18 protein-coding genes are annotated in these 19,301 nt (G+C 66.5%); 8 read left to right on the top strand and 10 right to left on the bottom strand.

The window, feature by feature from the left end; translation table 11 throughout:
* Positions 1 to 43 precede the first annotated feature (43 nt).
* The 6 genes from H681_RS04045 to eat form a co-directional block, all read right to left on the bottom strand.
* Positions 44 to 862, bottom strand: coding sequence for a zinc-dependent peptidase (locus H681_RS04045; RefSeq protein WP_015475560.1), 819 nt, complete (start codon positions 860 to 862; stop codon positions 44 to 46).
* Between the two features lie 7 nt (positions 863 to 869).
* Positions 870 to 1,529, bottom strand: a complete 660-nt coding sequence (locus tag H681_RS04050; protein ID WP_015475561.1) for a DedA family protein — start codon at positions 1,527 to 1,529, stop codon at positions 870 to 872.
* 318 nt (positions 1,530 to 1,847) lie between these two features.
* The gene (locus H681_RS04055; RefSeq protein ID WP_015475562.1) at positions 1,848 to 2,312 is read right to left on the bottom strand and encodes a GNAT family N-acetyltransferase; all 465 of its coding nucleotides are present in this window, start codon (positions 2,310 to 2,312) and stop codon (positions 1,848 to 1,850) included.
* Between the two features lie 339 nt (positions 2,313 to 2,651).
* Entirely contained in the window at positions 2,652 to 3,449 is a 798-nt protein-coding gene (gene eutC, locus H681_RS04060) for an ethanolamine ammonia-lyase subunit EutC (protein ID WP_015475563.1), read from the bottom strand.
* Positions 3,450 to 3,464: 15 nt separating this feature from the next.
* Positions 3,465 to 4,859: an ethanolamine ammonia-lyase subunit EutB gene (locus tag H681_RS04065; protein WP_015475564.1), complete on the bottom strand. Its 1,395-nt coding sequence runs from the start codon at positions 4,857 to 4,859 to the stop codon at positions 3,465 to 3,467.
* A gap of 11 nt (positions 4,860 to 4,870) precedes the next feature.
* Positions 4,871 to 6,235 (bottom strand): ethanolamine permease, encoded by a 1,365-nt coding sequence (gene eat / locus H681_RS04070; protein WP_015475565.1) that lies wholly within the window; start codon positions 6,233 to 6,235, stop codon positions 4,871 to 4,873.
* Between the two features lie 346 nt (positions 6,236 to 6,581).
* On the opposite strand from eat, the gene qhpR reads away from it, so the two are divergent.
* Positions 6,582 to 7,634 (top strand): AraC-like transcriptional regulator QhpR, encoded by a 1,053-nt coding sequence (gene qhpR, locus H681_RS04075; RefSeq protein ID WP_015475566.1) that lies wholly within the window; start codon positions 6,582 to 6,584, stop codon positions 7,632 to 7,634.
* A 189-nt stretch (positions 7,635 to 7,823) separates the two neighbouring features.
* Here qhpR and exaC read toward each other — a convergent pair whose 3' ends face one another.
* A complete protein-coding gene (gene exaC, locus H681_RS04080) occupies positions 7,824 to 9,344 on the bottom strand; it encodes an acetaldehyde dehydrogenase ExaC (RefSeq protein WP_015475567.1) in 1,521 nt (506 codons plus the stop codon).
* A gap of 319 nt (positions 9,345 to 9,663) precedes the next feature.
* Here exaC and H681_RS04085 point away from each other — a divergent pair, with 319 nt between their 5' ends.
* The 4 genes from H681_RS04085 (at position 9,664) to H681_RS04100 (ending at position 14,156) form a co-directional block, all read left to right on the top strand.
* The gene (locus H681_RS04085; protein WP_015475568.1) at positions 9,664 to 11,577 is read left to right on the top strand and encodes a sigma-54-dependent Fis family transcriptional regulator; all 1,914 of its coding nucleotides are present in this window, start codon (positions 9,664 to 9,666) and stop codon (positions 11,575 to 11,577) included.
* A 317-nt stretch (positions 11,578 to 11,894) separates the two neighbouring features.
* On the top strand, positions 11,895 to 13,247 hold the full coding sequence (gene mpl / locus H681_RS04090; protein WP_015475569.1) for a UDP-N-acetylmuramate:L-alanyl-gamma-D-glutamyl-meso-diaminopimelate ligase: 1,353 nt from the start codon (positions 11,895 to 11,897) through the stop codon (positions 13,245 to 13,247).
* Positions 13,248 to 13,249: 2 nt separating this feature from the next.
* Positions 13,250 to 13,879: a flavin prenyltransferase UbiX gene (gene ubiX, locus H681_RS04095; protein ID WP_015475570.1), complete on the top strand. Its 630-nt coding sequence runs from the start codon at positions 13,250 to 13,252 to the stop codon at positions 13,877 to 13,879.
* Positions 13,869 to 14,156: a YceK/YidQ family lipoprotein gene (locus tag H681_RS04100; RefSeq protein WP_015475571.1), complete on the top strand. Its 288-nt coding sequence runs from the start codon at positions 13,869 to 13,871 to the stop codon at positions 14,154 to 14,156. Before ubiX ends, H681_RS04100 begins: the two co-directional genes overlap by 11 nt.
* Before the next feature lie 166 nt (positions 14,157 to 14,322).
* Here H681_RS04100 and H681_RS04105 read toward each other — a convergent pair whose 3' ends face one another.
* The 3 genes from H681_RS04105 to H681_RS04115 form a co-directional block, all read right to left on the bottom strand.
* Positions 14,323 to 14,964 (bottom strand): oxidoreductase, encoded by a 642-nt coding sequence (locus H681_RS04105; protein ID WP_015475572.1) that lies wholly within the window; start codon positions 14,962 to 14,964, stop codon positions 14,323 to 14,325.
* A gap of 41 nt (positions 14,965 to 15,005) precedes the next feature.
* A complete protein-coding gene (locus H681_RS04110) occupies positions 15,006 to 16,724 on the bottom strand; it encodes a C13 family peptidase (protein WP_015475573.1) in 1,719 nt (572 codons plus the stop codon).
* Between the two features lie 93 nt (positions 16,725 to 16,817).
* Positions 16,818 to 17,273, bottom strand: a complete 456-nt coding sequence (locus H681_RS04115; RefSeq protein WP_015475574.1) for a MaoC family dehydratase — start codon at positions 17,271 to 17,273, stop codon at positions 16,818 to 16,820.
* Positions 17,274 to 17,454: 181 nt separating this feature from the next.
* Here H681_RS04115 and H681_RS04120 point away from each other — a divergent pair, with 181 nt between their 5' ends.
* From H681_RS04120 to H681_RS04130, 3 genes are read left to right on the top strand one after another with little or no spacing between them, the layout of a single operon-like run.
* Positions 17,455 to 17,817, top strand: a complete 363-nt coding sequence (locus H681_RS04120; RefSeq protein WP_015475575.1) for a CidA/LrgA family protein — start codon at positions 17,455 to 17,457, stop codon at positions 17,815 to 17,817.
* Positions 17,817 to 18,530 carry an LrgB family protein gene (locus tag H681_RS04125; protein WP_015475576.1) on the top strand — a complete coding sequence of 238 codons (714 nt, stop codon included), beginning with the start codon at positions 17,817 to 17,819 and terminating at the stop codon, positions 18,528 to 18,530. Before H681_RS04120 ends, H681_RS04125 begins: the two co-directional genes overlap by 1 nt.
* An 18-nt stretch (positions 18,531 to 18,548) precedes the next feature.
* Positions 18,549 to 19,139, top strand: coding sequence for an LON peptidase substrate-binding domain-containing protein (locus H681_RS04130; RefSeq protein WP_015475577.1), 591 nt, complete (start codon positions 18,549 to 18,551; stop codon positions 19,137 to 19,139).
* Positions 19,140 to 19,301: the final 162 nt, after the last annotated feature.

Below are 19,301 nucleotides of genomic sequence, written 5' to 3' on the forward strand. Positions count from 1 at the left end.
GCGGATTATAGTGAGATTGCCGTGGCCAAGCCACAGACATCGCTTACTGCGCCTGAGTTTCCTGATATTCGGGGTGCTCGCGCTGAAGCTGCTTGAGGCGCGAGAGCGGATCTTGCCGGTAGAACAGTGCGAGCTGCTCGTAGACCTTCGGATAGGCCTCGTGCAGCAGGTCGGGTGCGGTGAAGAAGTATTCGCTGGTGACAGCGAAAAACTCCGCCGGATTCTCTGCCGCGTAGGGGTCGATGGCGGTGTGAGCTCGCGGATCGCGGTCGAGCTGGCGGTTCATGTCGTCGTAGGCGCTCTGCATCGCGGTGGCCCAGTCGGCGACGCGCATGTCGCGGTGCAGCGGCGGCAGGCCGTTGGCGTCGCCGTTGAGCATGTCCAGCTTGTGCGCCAGTTCGTGGATCACCAGGTTGTAGGCGTCCCAACCGCCGCCGCTTTCCACGCCGGGCCAGGCGAGGATCACCGGGCCCTGCAGCGAGGTTTCGCCAGCGCGCTCGTCGTCGAACTCGTGGACGACGCCGGCCGGGTCCCGGTGCTTCTGCGGGCTGACGAAGTCGTCGGGGTACAGCACCAGTTCGTGGAAGCCCTGGTACCAGTTCAGCTCCGGCAGGTGCAGCAGCGGCAGTTGCGCCTGGGTGGCGAGCAGCAGGCGGCGGAGGTCGTCGAGCTCGACACCGGGCAGGGCGGAGAGGTGCTTGTCGCGCAGGAACAGCAGCGCCCGCTCGCCGAGCAGGCGCAGTTCGTCATCGTTCAGGCCATCGAGGATCGGCAGGCGCCGGCGTACCTGTGCCCACAACTGCGCGTCGAGCGGGTGGCGGGCGAGGAAGCGTCGGCGGCGCCAGTCGCTGAAGGACCACATGGCCGGCTCAGTGCTCGCTGGTCTGGGCCTTGGCCGACGGGCGCATCTTGTGGCGGATGAAGCCGATGATCATGGGCAGCAGGGAGAAGGCGATGATGCCGATGATCATCAGCGAGAGGTTCTGCTTGATGAACGGCACGTTGCCGAAGAAGTAGCCCAGGGTCACCAGGCCGCCGACCCAGGCCACGCTGCCGGCCACACTGAAGAACAGGAAGCGCAGGTAGGGCATGTAGGCCATGCCGGCGACGAACGGTGCGAAGGTCCGCACGATGGGCAGGAAGCGCGCCAGGGTCACGGTCTTGCCGCCGTGACGTTCGTAGAAGGCGTGGGTCTGGTCGAGGTAGTCGCGGCGGAAGATTTTCGAGTCCGGCTTGCTGAACAGGCGTTTGCCCAGGGTTCGGCCGATCACGTAGTTGGTGCTGTCGCCGGTGATGGCGGCGACCAGCAGCAGGCCGCCGAGCAGCCAGGGGTCCATGCCGCCGGTGGCGCAGATGGCGCCGGCGATGAACAGCAGCGAGTCGCCGGGGAGGAAGGGCGTTACGACCAGGCCGGTCTCGCAGAAGATCACCAGGAACAGGATGGCGTAGATCCAGACACCGTAGTTGCTCACTAGCAGGGACAGGTAGGTGTCGAGATGGAGAATCAGGTCGATCGGGTTGAAATCCATGAGAAGCCTGTGTTGACAGCGGGGTGAGCGGCCGGGGTGCGCATTATAGGGGCGGTTGCGTGCCGGAAACGCGCTTCATCGCGTCCTGCGACGAACGTCAGCTCAGGATATTACAGGTCGAAGGTGAAAATTCGGTTGGAACGATGGCTGAAATGCCGTGTGACAAATGCGCAGGAGCCCTCCGTTCGGGCGCTGGTCAAGCCTCGGGGCGGGGCTTCAGGCCGTGGTCGAAGTACGGCGCGCCGGGTGGCGAGTCGATGGCCGGCCTTCACTCGCGTGCGACCGGCCCACTGATACTGGCGGGCCCCGGGATAGCCGTCAGACCAGGTCGTCGCTGATCGGCAGGATGTAGTTCTTGAACTCGCTGTCTTCGCGGAAACCGATGGACTCGTAGACCTTTTGCGCCACTTCGTTGTTGACGCTGGTGGAGACGCGCATGCGCACGGCCTGGGTCTCGCGGGCCATCTGCCGCGCGGTTTGCAGCAGGTGGTCGGCCACCAGTTGGCGGCGCGATTCCTCGGCGACGTAGATGTCGTTGAGGATCCACACGCGCTTGAGGGACAGGGAGGAGAAGCTCGGATAGAGCTGGCAGAAGCCCAGCAGCTTGTCGTCGCTGTCGTCGGCCAGGGCCAGGTAGATCACCGATTCCTTGCGGCGCAGGCGCTTTTCCAGGAATTTCCGCGAGGACTCGGGGTAGGGGAGCATGCCGTAGAACTCGCGGTATTTGACGAACAGCGGGGCGAGCAGATCGAGGTGGTCGAGCGTGGCTTGCACGATACGCATGGGCGGGCCTCGGTGTGGTGTGGATAGGCTGGCAGGGCAATGCAGGGGTTATGCCAGCGGATAAGCAATGTATCCGATGCTGCACCAGAAATTGTTGAAAGCGCAATCCAAGCAAGCGTTTGATCTGGAATGCATGGCAGACGGGTCTGCGCAGTCTGCAGGAGCAAGCTTGCTTGCGTAGTTTTGCGGGGGGTGACAGGAAGGCTGATTCGTCAGGGGGAGACCGACTGTAGGAGCGAGCTTGCTCGCGAATCGTATTTTCCGACAGCTCCGGTACCTGGGCGGTTCGCGAGCAAGCTCGCTCCTACAAAAAGAGAGCATCACGCCGCGGGTGGCGCCTCAGGTCAGCAGGAAATTCGCCCCAGGCCCTGTGCCTTCCAGTGCCGGCAGTTCCGCCTCGTCCTTCAGGTTCACTCCCGACAGTTGCCGACGGCACGCCTCGCGCATCAGGTACAGCAGCCGGTGCGTGGCCAGGCCGTAGCTCAGGCCTTCCAGGCGCACGTTGGAGATGCAGTTGCGATAGGCATCGTTCAGGCCGACCTTCGGCGCCCAGGTGAAGTACAGGCCGAGGCTGTCCGGCGACGACAGGCCGGGGCGCTCGCCGATCAGGATCACCACCATCTTCGCCCGCAGCAGTTCGGCGACCTCGTCGGCTACGGCGACGCGGCCCTGCTGCACCAGAGCCACCGGCGACAGGCTCCAGCCTTCGTTGCGTGCCTGTTCCTCCATGCGTTCGAGGAAGGGCAGGCTGTGCCGCTGCACCGCCAGCGAGGAGAGGCCGTCGGCGATCACCACGGCGAGGTCATAGCCCTGCGGATGGCGGTCGGCATGGCGGCGCAGGATGTCCGCCGATTCCTCATTCAGCCGGCGACCCAGGTCGGGCCGTTGCAAATAGGTATCGCGGTCGGCGGCGGCGCTGTGCAGGAGCAGGGTGTCGCGGCCGCGCTCGGCCAGTTGCGCGGCGAGGCCGTCGCGGTCGAAGGGCAGGTGCACGGCGTCGCGCGCCTGGGCGTGGGCGAACTGGAAGTCCAGCTGGGCGCCGGTCGGCAGGCTGGTGCCGGCGCGACCCAGGGCGATTCGCGCTGAGGTCAGGCGGCGCAGTTCCTGCCAGGGGTTGGGGGTGAAGCTGTCGCTCATCGAAAACTCCTCAACTCAGGACAGTTGCGCGAGTGCGTGGCGGAAGGCGCCGGGCAGTTGGCCGGCCATCTGCACGCGGCCGTCCTGCTGGCGGAGGATTTCCATGCGCGCAAGCCACGCCTCGAATTCCGGCGCCGGCCTCAGGCCCAGCGTCTGGCGCGCGTAGAGCGCGTCGTGGAAGGAGGTGGTCTGGTAGTTGAGCATCACGTCGTCGGAGCCGGGGATGCCCATGATGAAGTTGATGCCGGCCACGCCCAGCAGGGTCAGGAGCATGTCCATGTCGTCCTGGTCGGCCTCGGCGTGGTTGGTGTAGCAGATGTCGCAACCCATGGGCACGCCGAGCAGCTTGGCGCAGAAGTGGTCTTCCAGTCCGGCGCGGATGATCTGCTTGCCGTTGTACAGGTACTCCGGGCCGATGAAGCCGACCACGGTGTTCACCAGGAACGGCTTGAAGTGCCGCGCCACCGCGTAGGCACGGGTCTCGCAGGTCTGCTGGTCGACGCCGTGGTGGGCGTTGGCCGATAGCGCGCTGCCCTGGCCGGTCTCGAAGTACATGAGGTTGTCGCCGAGCGTGCCGCGCTTCTGCGACAGCCCGGCCTCGTAGCCTTCCTTGAGGATCGACAGGCTCACGCCGAAGCTGGCGTTGGCCGCTTCGGTGCCGGCGATGGACTGGAACACCAGGTCCAGCGGCGCGCCGCGGTTGATCGCCTCGATGGAGCTGGTGACGTGGGTCAGCACGCAGGACTGGGTGGGAATCTCGTAGCGCTGGATGATCGCGTCGAGCATCTCCAGCAGGGTGCAGATCGACTGCAGGCTGTCGGTGGCCGGGTTGATGCCGAGCATGGCGTCGCCGTTGCCGTAGAGCAGCCCGTCGAGCACGCTGGCGGCGATTCCGGCCGGGTCGTCCGTCGGGTGGTTGGGTTGCAGGCGCGTGGACATGCGCCCGCGCAGCCCCATGGTGTTGCGAAAGCGGGTCACCACGCGGATCTTCTGCGCGACCAGCACCAGGTCCTGTACGCGCATGATCTTCGACACCGCTGCCGCCATCTCCGGCGTCAGCCCTGGCGCCAGGGCGCGCAGGCTGGTTTCGTCGGCCGCATCGCCGAGCAGCCAGTCGCGCAGGCCACCCACGGTGAGGTGGCTGACCGGGGCGAAGGCCTGGCGGTCGTGGCTGTCGATGATCAGCCGGGTGACTTCATCGCTTTCGTAGGGGATCAGCGCTTCGTCGAGGAAGCGTTTGAGCGGGATGTCGGCCAGCGCCATCTGCGCGGCGACGCGCTCGGCGTCGCTGCCGGCGGCGACCCCGGCGAGGCGGTCGCCGGAGCGCGCCGGGCTGGCCTTGGCCATCACCTCGCGCAGGCTGTCGAAGCGCCAGGTCTGGCCACCGACGCTGTGGACGAATCCGGACATGGCGCTTCTCCTCAACCCTGGCTGGCGAACGAGGCGTCGGTGCCGCGATTGAGGCTGATGACGATGCTGCAGCAGGAGCAGCCGCCGATCATCAGCACCAGGAACACCGAGGCGATCACGCTATTGAACCATAGCATCGCGGCCAGGCAGACCAGCGCCAGGACCAGCGCGATGGCCGGCACCACCGGGTAGCCCGGCGCACGGAAGCTGCGCTCCAGGTCCGGCTCGCTGCGGCGCAGCTTGAACAGGCTGAACATGCTCATGATGTACATGACGATGGCGCCGAACACGCTCATGGTGATCATCGCCGCCGTCAGGGTCATGCCCTGCAGGCTGATCAGGCTGTCGCTGAAGATCGCCGCGATGCCCACGGCGCCGCCGGCGAGGATGGCGCGGTGCGGGGTCTGGAAGCGCGACAGCTTGGCCAGGCCGCGCGGCAGGAAGCCCGCGCGAGCCAGGGCGAAGAACTGCCGCGAGTAGCCCAGGATGATGCCGTGGAAGCTCGCCACCAGACCGAACAGGCCGATCCACACCAGCATGTGCATCCAGGTGGAGTCGTTGCCCACCACGGCTTTCATCGCCTGCGGCAGCGGGTCGTTGATGTTCGACAGGGCGCGCCAGTCGCCGACGCCGCCGGCGAAGATCATCACGCCGATGGCCAGCGACACCAGGGTCAGGATGCCGGCGATGTAGGCGCGCGGGATGGTGCGTTTCGGATCCTTGGCCTCCTCGGCGGCCATCGCCGCACCCTCGATGGCGAGGAAGAACCAGATGGCGAAGGGGATCGCGGCGAAGATACCGGCCATCGCCGGGGCGCCGAAGACGTCCGAGCCGGCCCAGCCGTTGAGCACGAAGTTGCTGAAGCTGAAGCCCGGCGCCACCACGCCCATGAAGACCAGCAGCTCGGCTACCGCCAGCACGGTCACCACCAGCTCGAAGGTGGCGGCGATGCTCACGCCGAGGATGTTCAGGGTCATGAAGATCACGTAGGCGCCGGTGGCCGCCCACTTCGGATCGAGACCGGGGAACTGCACGTTGAGGTAGGCGCCGATGGCCATGGCGATGGCCGGCGGGGCGAAGACGAACTCGATCAGGGTGGCGACGCCGGCGATCATCCCGCCGGTCTTGCCGAAGGCCCGCAGGCTGTAGGCGAAGGGGCCGCCGGCGTGGGGGATGGCGGTGGTCAGCTCGGTGTAGCTGAAGATGAAGCAGGTGTACATCACCGCCACGATCAGCGTGGTGACGAGAAAACCCAGGGTGCCGGCGGCGGCCCAGCCGTAGCTCCAGCCGAAGTATTCGCCGGAGATCACCAGGCCCACGGCGAGCCCCCAGAGGTGCAGGGTGCCAAGCGTTGGTTTGAGTTGTGATGCGCTCATTGTTGTTATTCCTCTCTCCGCAAGGGATAGGCCGCAAGGGGGCGGGCCGCAAGGGCGTGGACGGATACCCGAGCTTCGATGGTAGTGGCGCAAGGCCCCGCGAGACTTGACTGCTGGAACCGGCTTTCGCCGCGCAAGGTCAACTGGCTGTTACCCATCGCCCCACCCAGGGCGCCGCGCCCGATTACGGTGCCGAAATTGGGCCGGATGCCCCATGCGGTGGCAACTGCCGGCCAGGCAGGGCGCGGTGTGTGACTGCCGGGACGATGAGGGGCGAGGCACGGGATTTGCTTCGTGGATGAGTCCGACGTGCCCTGCGTGTTTCATAACAAGATCGGTAACCGACATGAGCCAGCCTCTGTTTTCCCCGTCCGGCCTGAGCCTGCCCCTGGCCAGCAACATCGGCGTGTTGTCCGCCGCCGCCAGCGGCCTGGGTCGCTTCATCGGCGACCAGGGTGGTGACATCGATCGCGTCTTCGGCCGCGCCGGCATCGACCCGGAGCGTCTGCTGCATCCGACCCTGAGCCTGGCGCTGACCAACTACTGCCAGGTACTCGAGGAGGCCGCGCGACAGTCGGGTTGCGACAACTTCGGTCTGCGCTACGGCGAGCAGTTCCGCCCGCGCGAGCTGGGCCTGCTGGGCTATGTGGGCCTCTGTTCGGAAACCCTGGAAGACGCGTTGAGGAATTTCGCCGCGGCCTTCCCCTATCACCAGCACGATACCCTGATCCGCCTGGTGGATTGCGGCGAGTGCTATCGCTTCGATTACCAGGTGCGCCACGGCGCCATCCTCGAGCGCCGCCAGGACGCCGAGCTGACCCTGGGCATGGCGCTGAACCTGATGCGCCATGCGCTTGGCCAGGACTGGGCGCCGCGTGCGGTGAGCTTCGAGCACGCCCGCCCGGAAAGCTGGCAGGAACACTCGCGGGTGTTCGATGCGCCGGTGCTGTTCCAGCGTGGCTGCAACTCGATGTTGATCCCCAAGCGCGATCTTTACGACCGGCGGATGCCCGAGCGTGACGCCAACCTGCTGTTCCTGGTGCAGGACGTGATCCGTCGCCTGGGCGAGCAGGGCGGCGCGCCGAACCTGGTGGAGGATGCCGGTACGCAGATTCGCCTGGCGCTGGCGGATGGCGAGCCGTCCCTGGAGGCCGTCGCCGAGCAGTTGGAGCTCACCACCGCCGGCCTGCAGCGGCGCCTGCGCGAGGCTGGCCTGAGCTTCAGCCAACTGGTGGAAAACACCCGTCGCGAGCTGGCACTGCACTACCTGCGCCAGCGCCAGCGGCCCATCTCCGAGCTGGCGCCGCTGCTCGGTTACTCCGAGACCAGCGCATTTTCCCGCGCCTTCCGCCGCTGGTTCGGGGTCAGTCCGCGGCAGTGGCGTAGCGACGCCAACTGAGGCTCATCTGTAGGAGCGAGCTTGCTCGCGAACGAATTCCCCGGCAGCTCTGCAGCCTGGCAGGTTCGCGAGCAAGCTCGCTACGAAAAGCCGCTTTTCCCCAGGCAAAAAAAGCGCGGCCCGTGGGCCGCGCAAGGATCGATGTGAGGACGCGCCCGGCGCGAACCGGGCGGATGGATCAGGAGAGACTCAGAAGAAGCCCAGCGGGTTGATGTCGTAGCTCACCAGCAGGTTCTTGGTCTGCTGGTAGTGGTCGAGCATCATCTTGTGGGTCTCGCGGCCCACGCCGGACTTCTTGTAGCCACCAAACGCGGCGTGCGCCGGGTACAGGTGGTAGCAGTTGGTCCACACGCGGCCGGCCTTGATGCCACGGCCCATGCGGTACGCGCGGTTGATGTCGCGGGTCCACAGGCCGGCGCCCAGGCCGTACTCGGTGTCGTTGGCGATCGCCAGCGCTTCGGCTTCGTCCTTGAAGGTGGTGACGCCCACCACCGGACCGAAGATTTCCTCCTGGAACACGCGCATCTTGTTGTTGCCCTTGAGCAGGGTCGGCTGGATGTAATAGCCGCTGGCGAGGTCGCCGCTCAGGCGCTCGACCTGGCCGCCGGTGAGAATCTGCGCGCCTTCCTGCTGGGCGATGTCGAGGTAGGAGAGAATCTTCTCGTATTGCTGCTGCGAGGCCTGGGCGCCGACCATGGTGTCGGTGTCCAGCGGGTCGCCGCGCTTGATCGCCTTGACCTTCTTCATCACCACATCCATGAACTGCGGGTAGATGGATTCCTGCACCAGGGCGCGGGACGGGCAGGTGCACACCTCGCCCTGGTTGAAGAAGGCCAGCACCAGGCCTTCGGCGGCTTTCTCGATGAACGAGGGTTCGGCCTGCATGATGTCTTCGAAGTAGATGTTCGGGCTCTTGCCGCCCAGTTCCACGGTAGACGGAATGATGTTCTCGGCGGCGCACTTGAGGATGTGCGAGCCCACCGGGGTCGAGCCGGTGAAGGCGATCTTGGCGATGCGCTTGCTGGTGGCCAGCGCCTCGCCGGCCTCGCGGCCGAAGCCCTGGACGACGTTGAGCACGCCCGGCGGCAGCAGGTCGCCGATCATTTCCATCAGCACGCAGATGCCCAGCGGGGTCTGCTCGGCCGGCTTGAGCACCACGCAGTTGCCGGCGGCCAGGGCCGGGGCGAGTTTCCACGCGGCCATCAGCAGCGGGAAGTTCCACGGGATGATCTGTCCGACCACGCCCAGCGGCTCGTGGATGTGATAGGCCACGGTGCTGTCGTTGATCTCGGCGGCGGAGCCTTCCTGGGCGCGGATGCAGCCGGCGAAGTAGCGGAAGTGGTCGGCGGCCAGCGGGATGTCGGCGTTGAGGGTTTCGCGGATCGGCTTGCCGTTGTCCCAGGTTTCGGTGATGGCCAGCAGTTCCAGGTTCTGTTCGATGCGGTCGGCGATCTTCAGCAGCACCAGCGAGCGGTCCTGCACTGAAGTGCGGCCCCAGGCATCGGCGGCGGCGTGGGCGGCGTCCAGCGCCTTGTCGATATCCTCGGCGGTGGAACGGGGGAACTCGGCGATGGGTTGGCCATTCACCGGCGAGGTGTTGGTGAAGTACTGACCCTTCACCGGCGGGACGAATTCGCCGCCGATGTAGTTGCCGTAGCGCGCCTTGAACGAAACGATGGCGCCTTCGCTACCGGGATGGGCATAACGCATGGTCGGATCTCCTGGGTCTTGTGCTTGTTGGGGAGGACGTTGAACAAGCGTAGAGCAAGGGCCGGGCCATGCCAGCGCAAGCCGCGCCGCACAAGGCCTCGGGGATTCCGTCGGGGGTGCTGAAACGCCCGCTGTGGCAGGCCTGGGACAGTGCGTGGTGACACTTTGTCCCGTATGCGTGACAGTCGTGACCTGACGGTCGGACAGGCGTTGCATTGCCCGGACACGTGGAGGATGCTGTCCGAGGTTCGTGGCCGATTCATGACGGCGACGGACCTTCGGGGCTGCCTCCCCGTCCCCTTTGCGGAGAACAACAAGAATGCGTGCCAACGATATGAGTCGCCACGCCCGCCAGGTCATGACCGTCGCCGAGGGCCGTGTCCGTGCCGGCGCTCCCGGCGCCGATCCGTCGATTGCCCGTTCCTGGTTGCGCTGCCTGGAGCAGCACCACCTGGATCCGGCCCAGACCCAGGCGCCCACCGTACTGGAACACGCCCGCATGCTGGAGCGCCGCGAGCGTTTGCAGCAGGTGCTGGAAATCGCCAGCGGCGAGATGAGCAGCCTGCACCAGCAGCTTTCCGGTGCCGGCCATGCAGTGCTGCTCACCGACTCGCGCGGCATCATCCTCAACTGCGTCAGCGAGGACGTCGACCGCCGCACCTTCGAACAGGCCGGGCTGTGGCTCGGCGCCGACTGGAGCGAGGCACGCGAAGGCACCAATGGCATCGGCACCTGCCTGGTCGAGCGCCAGGCGCTGACCATCCACCAGGACGAACACTTCCGCAGCCGCCACACCGGACTGACCTGCTCGGCCAGCCCGGTGTTCGACCCGCAGGGCGAACTGCTCGCGGTGCTCGACGTTTCCTCAGCGCGCCGCGAGGTGTCGCGGCAGAGCCAGTTCCACACGATGGCGCTGGTCAATCTGTCGGCCAAGGCCATCGAGGGTTGCTACTTCCTGCGCCATTTCGAGGAGCAGTGGCTGCTGCGCTTCCACCTGCAGCCGGACGGTCTTGGCCTGTTCAGCGAGGGCATGCTGGCCTTCGACGGCGACGGGCGCATCCAGGCGGCGAACCAGAGCGCCATCAACCTGCTCGGCAGCCATCGCGAGAGTCTGCTGGGACGTGCGCTGGAGCAATTCTTCGACTGCCGGCTGGATGACCTGCTCAGGCGCGCCGATCCGCAGCCCACGGCCAGTTGGCCGTTGCGCACGCATTCCGGCCGCACGCTGTTTGCCCTGCTGCGCGGACAGCGCGCCGTGCCGGCTGCTCCGGTGCTGCCGCGGGTGCCCCTGGCCAAGGGGCTGTGCATCGACGATCCGCAACTGGCCCATGATTTCCGCCGTGCGCTGAAGGTCTACGCCCATGACGTGCCGCTGCTGCTGCAGGGCGAGACCGGCACCGGCAAGGAGGCCTTCGCCCGCGCCGTGCACCTGGGCGGTGAGCGTGCCGGCAAAGCCTTCGTCGCGCTGAACTGCGCGGCGATTCCCGAAACCCTGATCGAGAGCGAACTGTTCGGCTATCGCGGCGGCAGCTTCACCGGTGCGCGCAAGGAAGGCATGCGCGGCAAGCTGCAGCAGGCCGATGGCGGCACGCTGTTCCTCGACGAGATCGGCGACATGCCGCTGGCCCTGCAGACGCGCCTGCTGCGCGTGCTGGAAGAGCGCCAGGTGGTGCCCATCGGCGGTGAGCCGCAGGATGTGGACATCCGCCTGATCAGCGCCAGCCACCGCGATCTCGAAGCGCTGGTGGCTGCCGGGCAGTTCCGCGAAGACCTCTACTACCGTCTCAACGGCCTGGTGGTCGCGCTGCCGCCGCTGCGCGAGCGCGAGGACCGCGAAGCGCTGCTCGAGCATCTGCTCGCCGAGGAGAGCAAGGGCCGCGCCGTGCGCCTGGACGACGACGTGCGCCGCCACCTGCTCGACTACCCCTGGCCGGGCAACGTGCGCCAGTTGCGCAATGTGCTGCGCACACTGTGCGCGCTGTGCGAGGGCGGGCGCATCCAGATGGCCGACCTGCCGCCGGATTTGCGTCGTGCGTCGTCTCCCGCTGTTGTCGCGACGATCGTTGCGAGCGAGACGAGCGGCGATGCGCTGGGCAACGCCGAACGCGTGGCGCTGCTGGAAGTGCTGGAGGCGCATCACTGGCATGTCAGCCGGGTGGCGCAGCACTTGGGCATCAGCCGCAATACGCTCTACCGCAAGCTCAATCGCCACGGCCTGAGCCGCCGGAGCTGAGAGGGGCAATCTCGTAGGGACAACTGTCTTTCACTCGGCTGCGGTTCGCGAGCAAGCTCGCTCCTACGAAGAGCCCGCGTGCCAGACCTGTAGGAGCGAGCTTGCTCGCGAACCGAGGCAGGCACGGATATCGGGACTGATTGCAGGCGCTCCGTAATCGCCAGCCGACGATGGAAAAGCGATCCCCCTCACTCCCTGCCGGGAACTGCCTCCCCGCCTCGTCGTCCGATGCCCCGGCGGCGGGCCGCGCGGGGGCGCGCTGTGCTACTCTGCCGCCCATTCGAAGCGCCTTCAAAGGCTTGATTGCAGGAGTCTGCATGCATATCCACATTCTCGGCATCTGCGGCACCTTCATGGGGTCGCTGGCCGTCCTGGCCAAGGAGCTGGGCCACCGTGTGACCGGTTCCGACGCCAACGTCTACCCGCCTATGAGCACCCAGCTGCAAGCCCAGGGCATCGAGCTGATGCAGGGCTACGATCCCGCGCACCTGGAGCCGGCCCCGGACCTGGTGGTGGTCGGCAACGCCCTGTCGCGCGGCAACCCGGCGGTGGAATACGTGCTGAACAAGGGCCTGCCCTACGTCTCCGGCCCGCAGTGGCTGGCCGACCACGTGCTGCAGGGCCGCTGGGTCCTGGCGGCTGCCGGCACCCACGGCAAGACCACCACCAGCAGCATGCTGGCCTGGGTACTGGAGCACGCCGGCATGAGCCCGGGCTTCCTGATCGGCGGCGTGCCGCAGAACTTTGGCGTCTCTGCGCGCCTGGGCGGCACTCCGTTCTTCGTGGTCGAGGCCGATGAGTACGACAGCGCCTTCTTCGACAAGCGCTCCAAGTTCGTCCACTACCACCCGCGCACGGCGATCCTGAACAACCTGGAATTCGACCACGCCGACATCTTCCCCGACCTCGCGGCCATCGAGCGGCAGTTCCACCACCTGGTGCGCACCATCCCCGGCGAAGGCCTGGTCATCCATCCGACCTCCGAAACCGCGCTCAAGCGCGTGATCGACATGGGCTGCTGGACCCCGGTGCAGACCACCGGCGAAGGCGGCCAGTGGCAGGCGCGCCTGCTCAGCGAAGACGGCTCGCACTTCGAGGTGCTGTTCGACGGCAAGGCCCAGGGCACCGTGGACTGGGAACTGACCGGCCAGCACAACGTCGCCAATGCCCTGGCCTGCCTCGCGGCGGCCCGCCATGTCGGCGTGGTGCCGGAGTTGGGCTGCGCCGCGTTGTCGGCCTTCAAGAGCGTCAAGCGGCGCATGGAGAAGGTTGCCGAGGTCAACGGCGTGACCATTTATGACGACTTCGCCCACCACCCGACCGCCATCGCCACCACCCTCGACGGCCTGCGCAAGAGCGTCGGCGATGCGAAGGTGATCGCCGTGGTCGAACCGCGCTCCAACTCCATGAAGCTCGGCGCCCACCGCGACGGCCTGCCGGAGTCCGTGGTGCAGGCCGACACGGTGTTCTGGTACGCGCCGCCGAACCTCGGCTGGGACCTGGCCGCCACCGTCGCCAGCTCCACCGTGCCGACCCAGGTGTGCGACTCGCTGGACGCCATCATCGCGGGCGTGAAAGCCATCGCCACGCCAGGCACCCAGGTGGTGGTCATGAGCAACGGCGGATTCGGCGGCCTGCACGGCAAGCTGGCCCAGGCGCTGGAGGGCTGAACATGGCCGGAGCCGAACGCGTCACCCTCGCCATGACCGGTGCCTCGGGCGCCCAGTACGGCCTGCGCCTGCTCGACTGCCTGGTTCAGGAAGACCGCGAGGTGCACTTCCTGATCTCCAAGGCCGCACAACTGGTGGTGGCCACCGAGACCGACGTGACCCTGCCGGGCAAGCCGCAGGCGATGCAGGCTTTCCTCAGCGAATACACCGGCGCCGCGCCGGGGCAGATTCGCGTGTACGGCAAGGAAGACTGGATGGCCCCGGTGGCCTCCGGCTCCGGCGCGCCCAGCGCGATGGTGGTGGTGCCCTGTTCGACCGGGACGCTCTCGGCCATCGCCACCGGCGCCTGCAACAATCTGATCGAGCGCGCCGCCGACGTGGCGCTGAAGGAGCGCCGCCAGTTGATCCTGGTGCCGCGCGAAGCGCCGTTCTCCAGCATCCACCTGGAGAACATGCTCAAGCTGTCCAACCTGGGCGCGGTGATCCTGCCGGCCGCTCCAGGCTTCTATCACCAGCCGCAGACGGTCGACGATCTGATCGACTTCGTCGTCGCGCGCATCCTCAATCAACTGGGCATTCCCCAGGACATGCTGCCGCGCTGGGGCGAACACCATCTTGTCAGTGACGAATAAGCTTCTCGCCGCCTTGCTGCTGTTGCAACTGGGCGGCTGCGCCACCGTGAAGACCCTCAATGCCGGCAAGCCCGACGCGCCGCTGATCTATGCCGGCACTCGACTGGACTGGTATTCGCTCCAGGGTGGCTGTTGCCCGATGGACCGCTTCGGCGTCGAGGCGCCGGCGTATCCGGGGCTGGACCTGCCGGGCAGCGCGCTGCTGGATACGCTGTTGCTGCCGTTTTCCATCGCGGCGGAGCTGGGCGTCGGCCTGCAGGTGCGCGGCGGGAACTGACGGCGCGTATCCTGGGCGCCCACGCTGACCCTGTAGGAGCGAGCTTGCTCGCGAACAGCCCCGCAGCGGGTCCGGTTCGCGAGCAAGCTCGCTCCTACGGAAAGCGGTTGAGCATGGTCCGGGGCGTACGGCCGCGAACGGACGCATGTCCTGCACCTGCGAAAGATTACTTACCCAGCCGGCGCAACTCGTCCGATTCGACGACGCGGGTGCCCTTGCCGGTTTCCAGCGCCAGGCGCCAGAGCGCGCGGGCCAGGGCACAGGCTTCGATGCCGTGCAGCTTGCCCGGCAGGATGCGGGCGAAGGGGGCGGCGAGCAGTTCGGCCAGACGTACCTCTTCGCGCTGGCCCAGCAGCAGCGAGGGGCGGGCGATGGTCAGTTGCGGCCAGCCTTGCTGGCGCAGGGCGTCTTCCAGTTCGCCCTTGACCCGGCTGTAGAAGATCGACGACTTGCTGTCGGCGCCCAGCGCACTGATCACCACGTAGTGCCGCGCGCCCAGCTCCAGGCCGCGTGCGCCCAGGGCCAATGGCAGGTCGAAGTCGATGCTGCGGAAGGCCTCTTCGGAGCCGGCCTCCTTGATGGTTGTGCCCAGGCAGCAGAACACGGTATCGACCGGTCGGGTCAGCGCCGGAATCAGTTCGGCCAGCGGGCCGATGGGGTTTTCCAGGCGTGGATGTTCGGCCAGCTTTCGCCGGGTCGGCGCGAGTACGCGCTTGACGGTGGGCTCGTTGAGCATGCGGTCGAGCAGGTGCTCACCGGTCAGACCGGTAGCGCCAGCAAGCAGGACATTCGTCGGTGTTGAGTACATCTGTGTTTCTCCCTGACACACTGACAAGCTTAGTTGCCGGCCTATTGTTTTGCTTGTGCGGCGGCATTCTTCGTATCGAACACCGCAGGGCGTTGCTGCGTACGCAGCGCCTTCCAGCGCGATAGGACCGCCGCCGGTGCCCAGAGTTGCGGTTCCGAGGGCTCGAACTGTTCCTCCTTCTCGCGCCGCGCGACCGTGTCGCTGGCCAGCGCGAAGGCTTTCTCGAGGTCGTCGGTCTGCTGGAGGGCCTTGGCGAACAGCGCGTCGCCGAAGTAGGTGAAATCGGCCTCCTCGGAGCAGCCGAAGGATACCCGGTCGCTGCGCGCGGCGGTCATGATCAGTGTCTTGTCGTCCTTGAGCGCGGGGATGAAGCCACCGCTGTAGCAGGCCGATATCACCAGAACCTTGTGACGATCCTTCAATGGCGCGAGCAGGGTGGCCAGTTCGCTGGCCGGCAGGTCGTTGAGCTTGAGCCCCGGCATGTCCAGCACCAACTGGTGGTCGTGGGAGCCGTGGCTGGTCAGGTAGATGAACACCAGGTCTTCCGGTCCGCTGCGCTCGGCCAGCGTGCGCAGGGTACGGGCGAGGCTTTCGCGGGTGGCCATCGGGCGGTCGGTGAGGTGGTCGCGGTGGTTCACCAGCGTCACCACGCCCTGGCCGCCGAAGCGTTTGCCCAGCAGCTTGGCGACGTAGTCGGCCTCGCGCAGGAAGACGCTCTGCTTGCCGTCGCCACCGACGCTCAGGCCGTAGAGTTCGATGGCCGGGGTGGAGCGCGGGATGGCGGCCAGCGCCTTGTCCAGCAACGTTCCCTGTTCCAGCAGGCCGACTTCCAGCGCATTGGGCAGCAGCGCGCCGTGCTCGTCGCGGATGCGTTGGCCGTTGCTCCAGCTGCCGCGCTGGATGCTGCCGTCGCTGCGGGTGAGGGTGCCTTCGCCGGCGTATTCGCCACGGGAGAACGCACCGCTGTAGACCTGACCGTCGGCCTGGCTGAGGGTGCCCTTGCCATCGAAGCGCCACTGGCGGAACTCACCCAGGTATCGGCTGCCGTCGCTGCCGATGAACTCGCCCGGGCCGTCCAGCGAGCCTTCCCGGAAGCGGCCGAGCCAGACGTCGCCGGAGAGGTTCTGGAAGCGCCCCTTGCCGTCGAACTGGTCGTTGCGGAACTCGCCGCTGTAGTGGTCGCCGGCATCGTCGCGGAAGGTGCCCTTGCCGTTGAGCGTGCCGTTCTTGAAGTGGCCGGTGTACTGGTTGCCGAGGCTGTCCAGGCGCGAACCCTCGCCACTGGCCTCGCCGCCCGCGAACCAGCCCTGGTGGCGGGTGCCGTCGGGCAGTTCGAGGGTGCCCGCGCCGTCGTAGCGACCCTTGCGGAAGCCGCCGCTGTACTGGGTCTGGCCTTGCCTCAGACGTCCTTCGCCGTCGAACTCGCCTTGTTTGAACTGGCCGTCGTAGACGCTGCCGTCGGCGAACTGCAGATGCCCCCGCCCATCGAACAGGCCCTCGCGGAAGCTGCCGACATAGGTCGAGCCGTCACCGCCGTGCCACGTGCCCTGGCCGCTCTGCAGGCCCTTGTCGAACTCACCGTCGTACCAGGCGCCGTTGGGGTAGTCCAGGCGGCCCTTGCCCTGCAACTGACCATCCACCAGCTCGCCGCGGTAGCGCGCGCCATCGGGCAGGCGGCCGTCGGGGGGAGTCAGAGGCTCGCCTTCGCCACAGGCTGCAAGGAGCAGGGCGAGGCCGAGGGGCAGGAGGTGGCGTGGCATGGACATCTCGAATCGGCGGAGGGACGCGATGCCAGTGTGACGCAAAAAAGCCCGCGGACGCGGGCTTTTTTCACAGCGATGCGGCAACGGCCGTCAGACGAAGCACAGGCTCAGGGATTCGGCGATGTAGGCGGGCTTGGCCTGTCCGTCGATCTCCAGGGTGCAGCGCGCCTTGATCAGCCATTGGCCGGGATTCTTCTCGGTGATGTCGCTGATGGTCACTTGCAGGCGCACGCGGGAATTGACCGGCACCGGCTGGATGAAGCGCACGCTGTCCAGGCCGTAGTTGACCACCATCTTGGGGTTTTCCGGCAGCACCAGCAGACCTTCGCAGAGTTTCGGGATCAGCGACAGGGAGAGGAAGCCGTGGGCGATGGTGCTCCCGAACGGGGTCTTCTTCGCCTTCTCCGGGTCGACGTGGATGAACTGGTGGTCCTCGGTGCACTCGGCGAACTGGTTGATGCGCTCCTGGTCGATGGTGAGCCACTGCGAATGGCCCAGGTCCTTGCCGATGTAGTCCTTCAGTGCGCTTACGGGTACGAATGCCATGTTTCCTCCGGGGAATGCGTTGTTCTTCTAAGGCGTCCAGCAGATCGTAAAGCAGCCGGTAGATCAGCATGGGCATCGGATGCGGTCAAGCCGGTCCGGCTTTCATGCTTTGGGCGAATGCCGTGCCATAGCAGTGCCCGGCTGGGCATAATGGCGCCTCCTTGCGCTGGAGATGTCCCTGATGTTGTTACGCGGCCTGACCTGGCTGGTGCTGTTCCAACTGCTCGGCACGGGCCTGAATGCTCTCATCCTGCATATGATTCCCGGCCCCATCATTGGGCTGGTGCTGCTGTTCGCCTTCCTGGTGTGGAACGGCGAGGTGAGCAACCCGGTGAACGAGGCGGCCGCCTCGCTGCTGCGCTACCTGCCGTTGCTGCTGGTGCCGGCGGCGGTGGGGGTGATGGTCTACGCGAAGCAGATTGCCGCGGATTTCTGGGCCATCGTCGGTGCCTTGTCGCTGTCGCTGGTGCTGTCCTTCATCTTTGCCGGCTGGTTGATGCAGAAGCTCATCGACCGCCAGCGCAAGCAGAAGGAGGGCGCCTGATGTTCGACTGGCAAGGTGCGGTGTCGTCCGTCATTCATCATCCATTGTTCTGCGTCGGCGTTACCCTGGGTGCCTACCAACTGGCGCTGGCCGCCTACGAGCGCACCCGTTGGGTGTTCCTGCAGCCGGTGCTGGTGTCGATGCTGATCGTCATCGCGGTGTTGCTGGCCTGCGGCATCGACTATGCCGAATACAGCACCAGCGCCAAGGTGCTGACCATCCTGCTCGGCCCGTCCACCGTGGCCCTGGCGGTGCCGCTGTTCCTCAACCTCAAGCGCATTCGCCAGCTGTTCTGGCCGACCCTGATCACCCTGGTGGTGGCCGGTCTGTTCGCCACCACGCTGGGGATCGGCCTGGGCTGGCTGTTCGGCATCGATCACGAAATGCTGATGAGCCTGGCGCCCAAGTCGGTGACCTCGCCGATCGCCATGCTGGTGGCCAGCCAGATCGGCGGCGTGGCGGCGCTGGCGGCGGTGTTCGTGCTGATCACCGGCGTGCTCGGCGCCATCCTCGGTCCGGAACTGCTGCGCCGCGTCGGCGTGCATCACCCGGCCGCGCAGGGCATGGCGCTGGGCATGACCGCCCACGCCGTGGGCACCTCCCGCGCACTGCAGGAAGGCGAGGAATGCGGTGCCTTTGCCGCCCTGGCGATGAGCCTGATGGGCGTGGCCACTGCTGTGCTGCTACCGTTGGCGGTAGCGCTGATTGCCTGACGAATCGACGGAGTGTCCATGAGTTTCCCGCTGTTCCCCCTCAACACCGTGCTGTTTCCCGGCTGCCGTCTCGACCTGCAGATCTTCGAGGCGCGCTACCTGGACATGATCGGCCGCTGTATGAAGCAGGGCGCGGGTTTCGGTGTGGTGGCCATCGTCGAGGGCGAGGAGGTCGGCGATGCGCCGGAGCGCTACAGCCTGGTGGGCTGCGAGGCGCGCATCCGCGACTGGCAGCAGCGGCCCAATGGCTTGCTGGGCATCCGCGTCGAGGGTGGCCGGCGTTTCCGCGTGCTTTCCGCCAATGTGCAGCCGGATCAGTTGACCGTGGCCGAGGTGGAGTGGTTGGACGAGCAGCCCGACCAACCGCTGACCAAGGAGCACGACGACCTGGCGGCGCTGCTGGAGGCGTTGTCCATGCATCCGATGGTTTCCGCGCTGGAGATGGGCGGGGAAGTCAGCGGACAGCAGGAATTGGCCTGCCAGCTCGCCTACCTGCTGCCCTTCGATCCCGAGCAGAAGCAGGTGCTGCTGGAGATGGACGACCCGACCGTGCGCCTGGCGCGGATTCAGGTGCTGCTGGAACAGTTGCAGGGCGACTTCGTCGCCTGATGCTTTTTGTAGGAGCGAGCTTGCTCGCGAATCCGCCCAGCTCCGTCACCACCGGTTCACTCTGTTCGCGAGCAAGCTCGCTCCTACAAGGGGATGCCGTGCATGAATCCGCTCTGAAACGACAAGGCCCGCTGATGCGGGCCTTGTGCTTTCACGGGTAAA

This window comes from Pseudomonas sp. ATCC 13867 (assembly GCF_000349845.1).
Lineage (GTDB): Bacteria > Pseudomonadota > Gammaproteobacteria > Pseudomonadales > Pseudomonadaceae > Pseudomonas.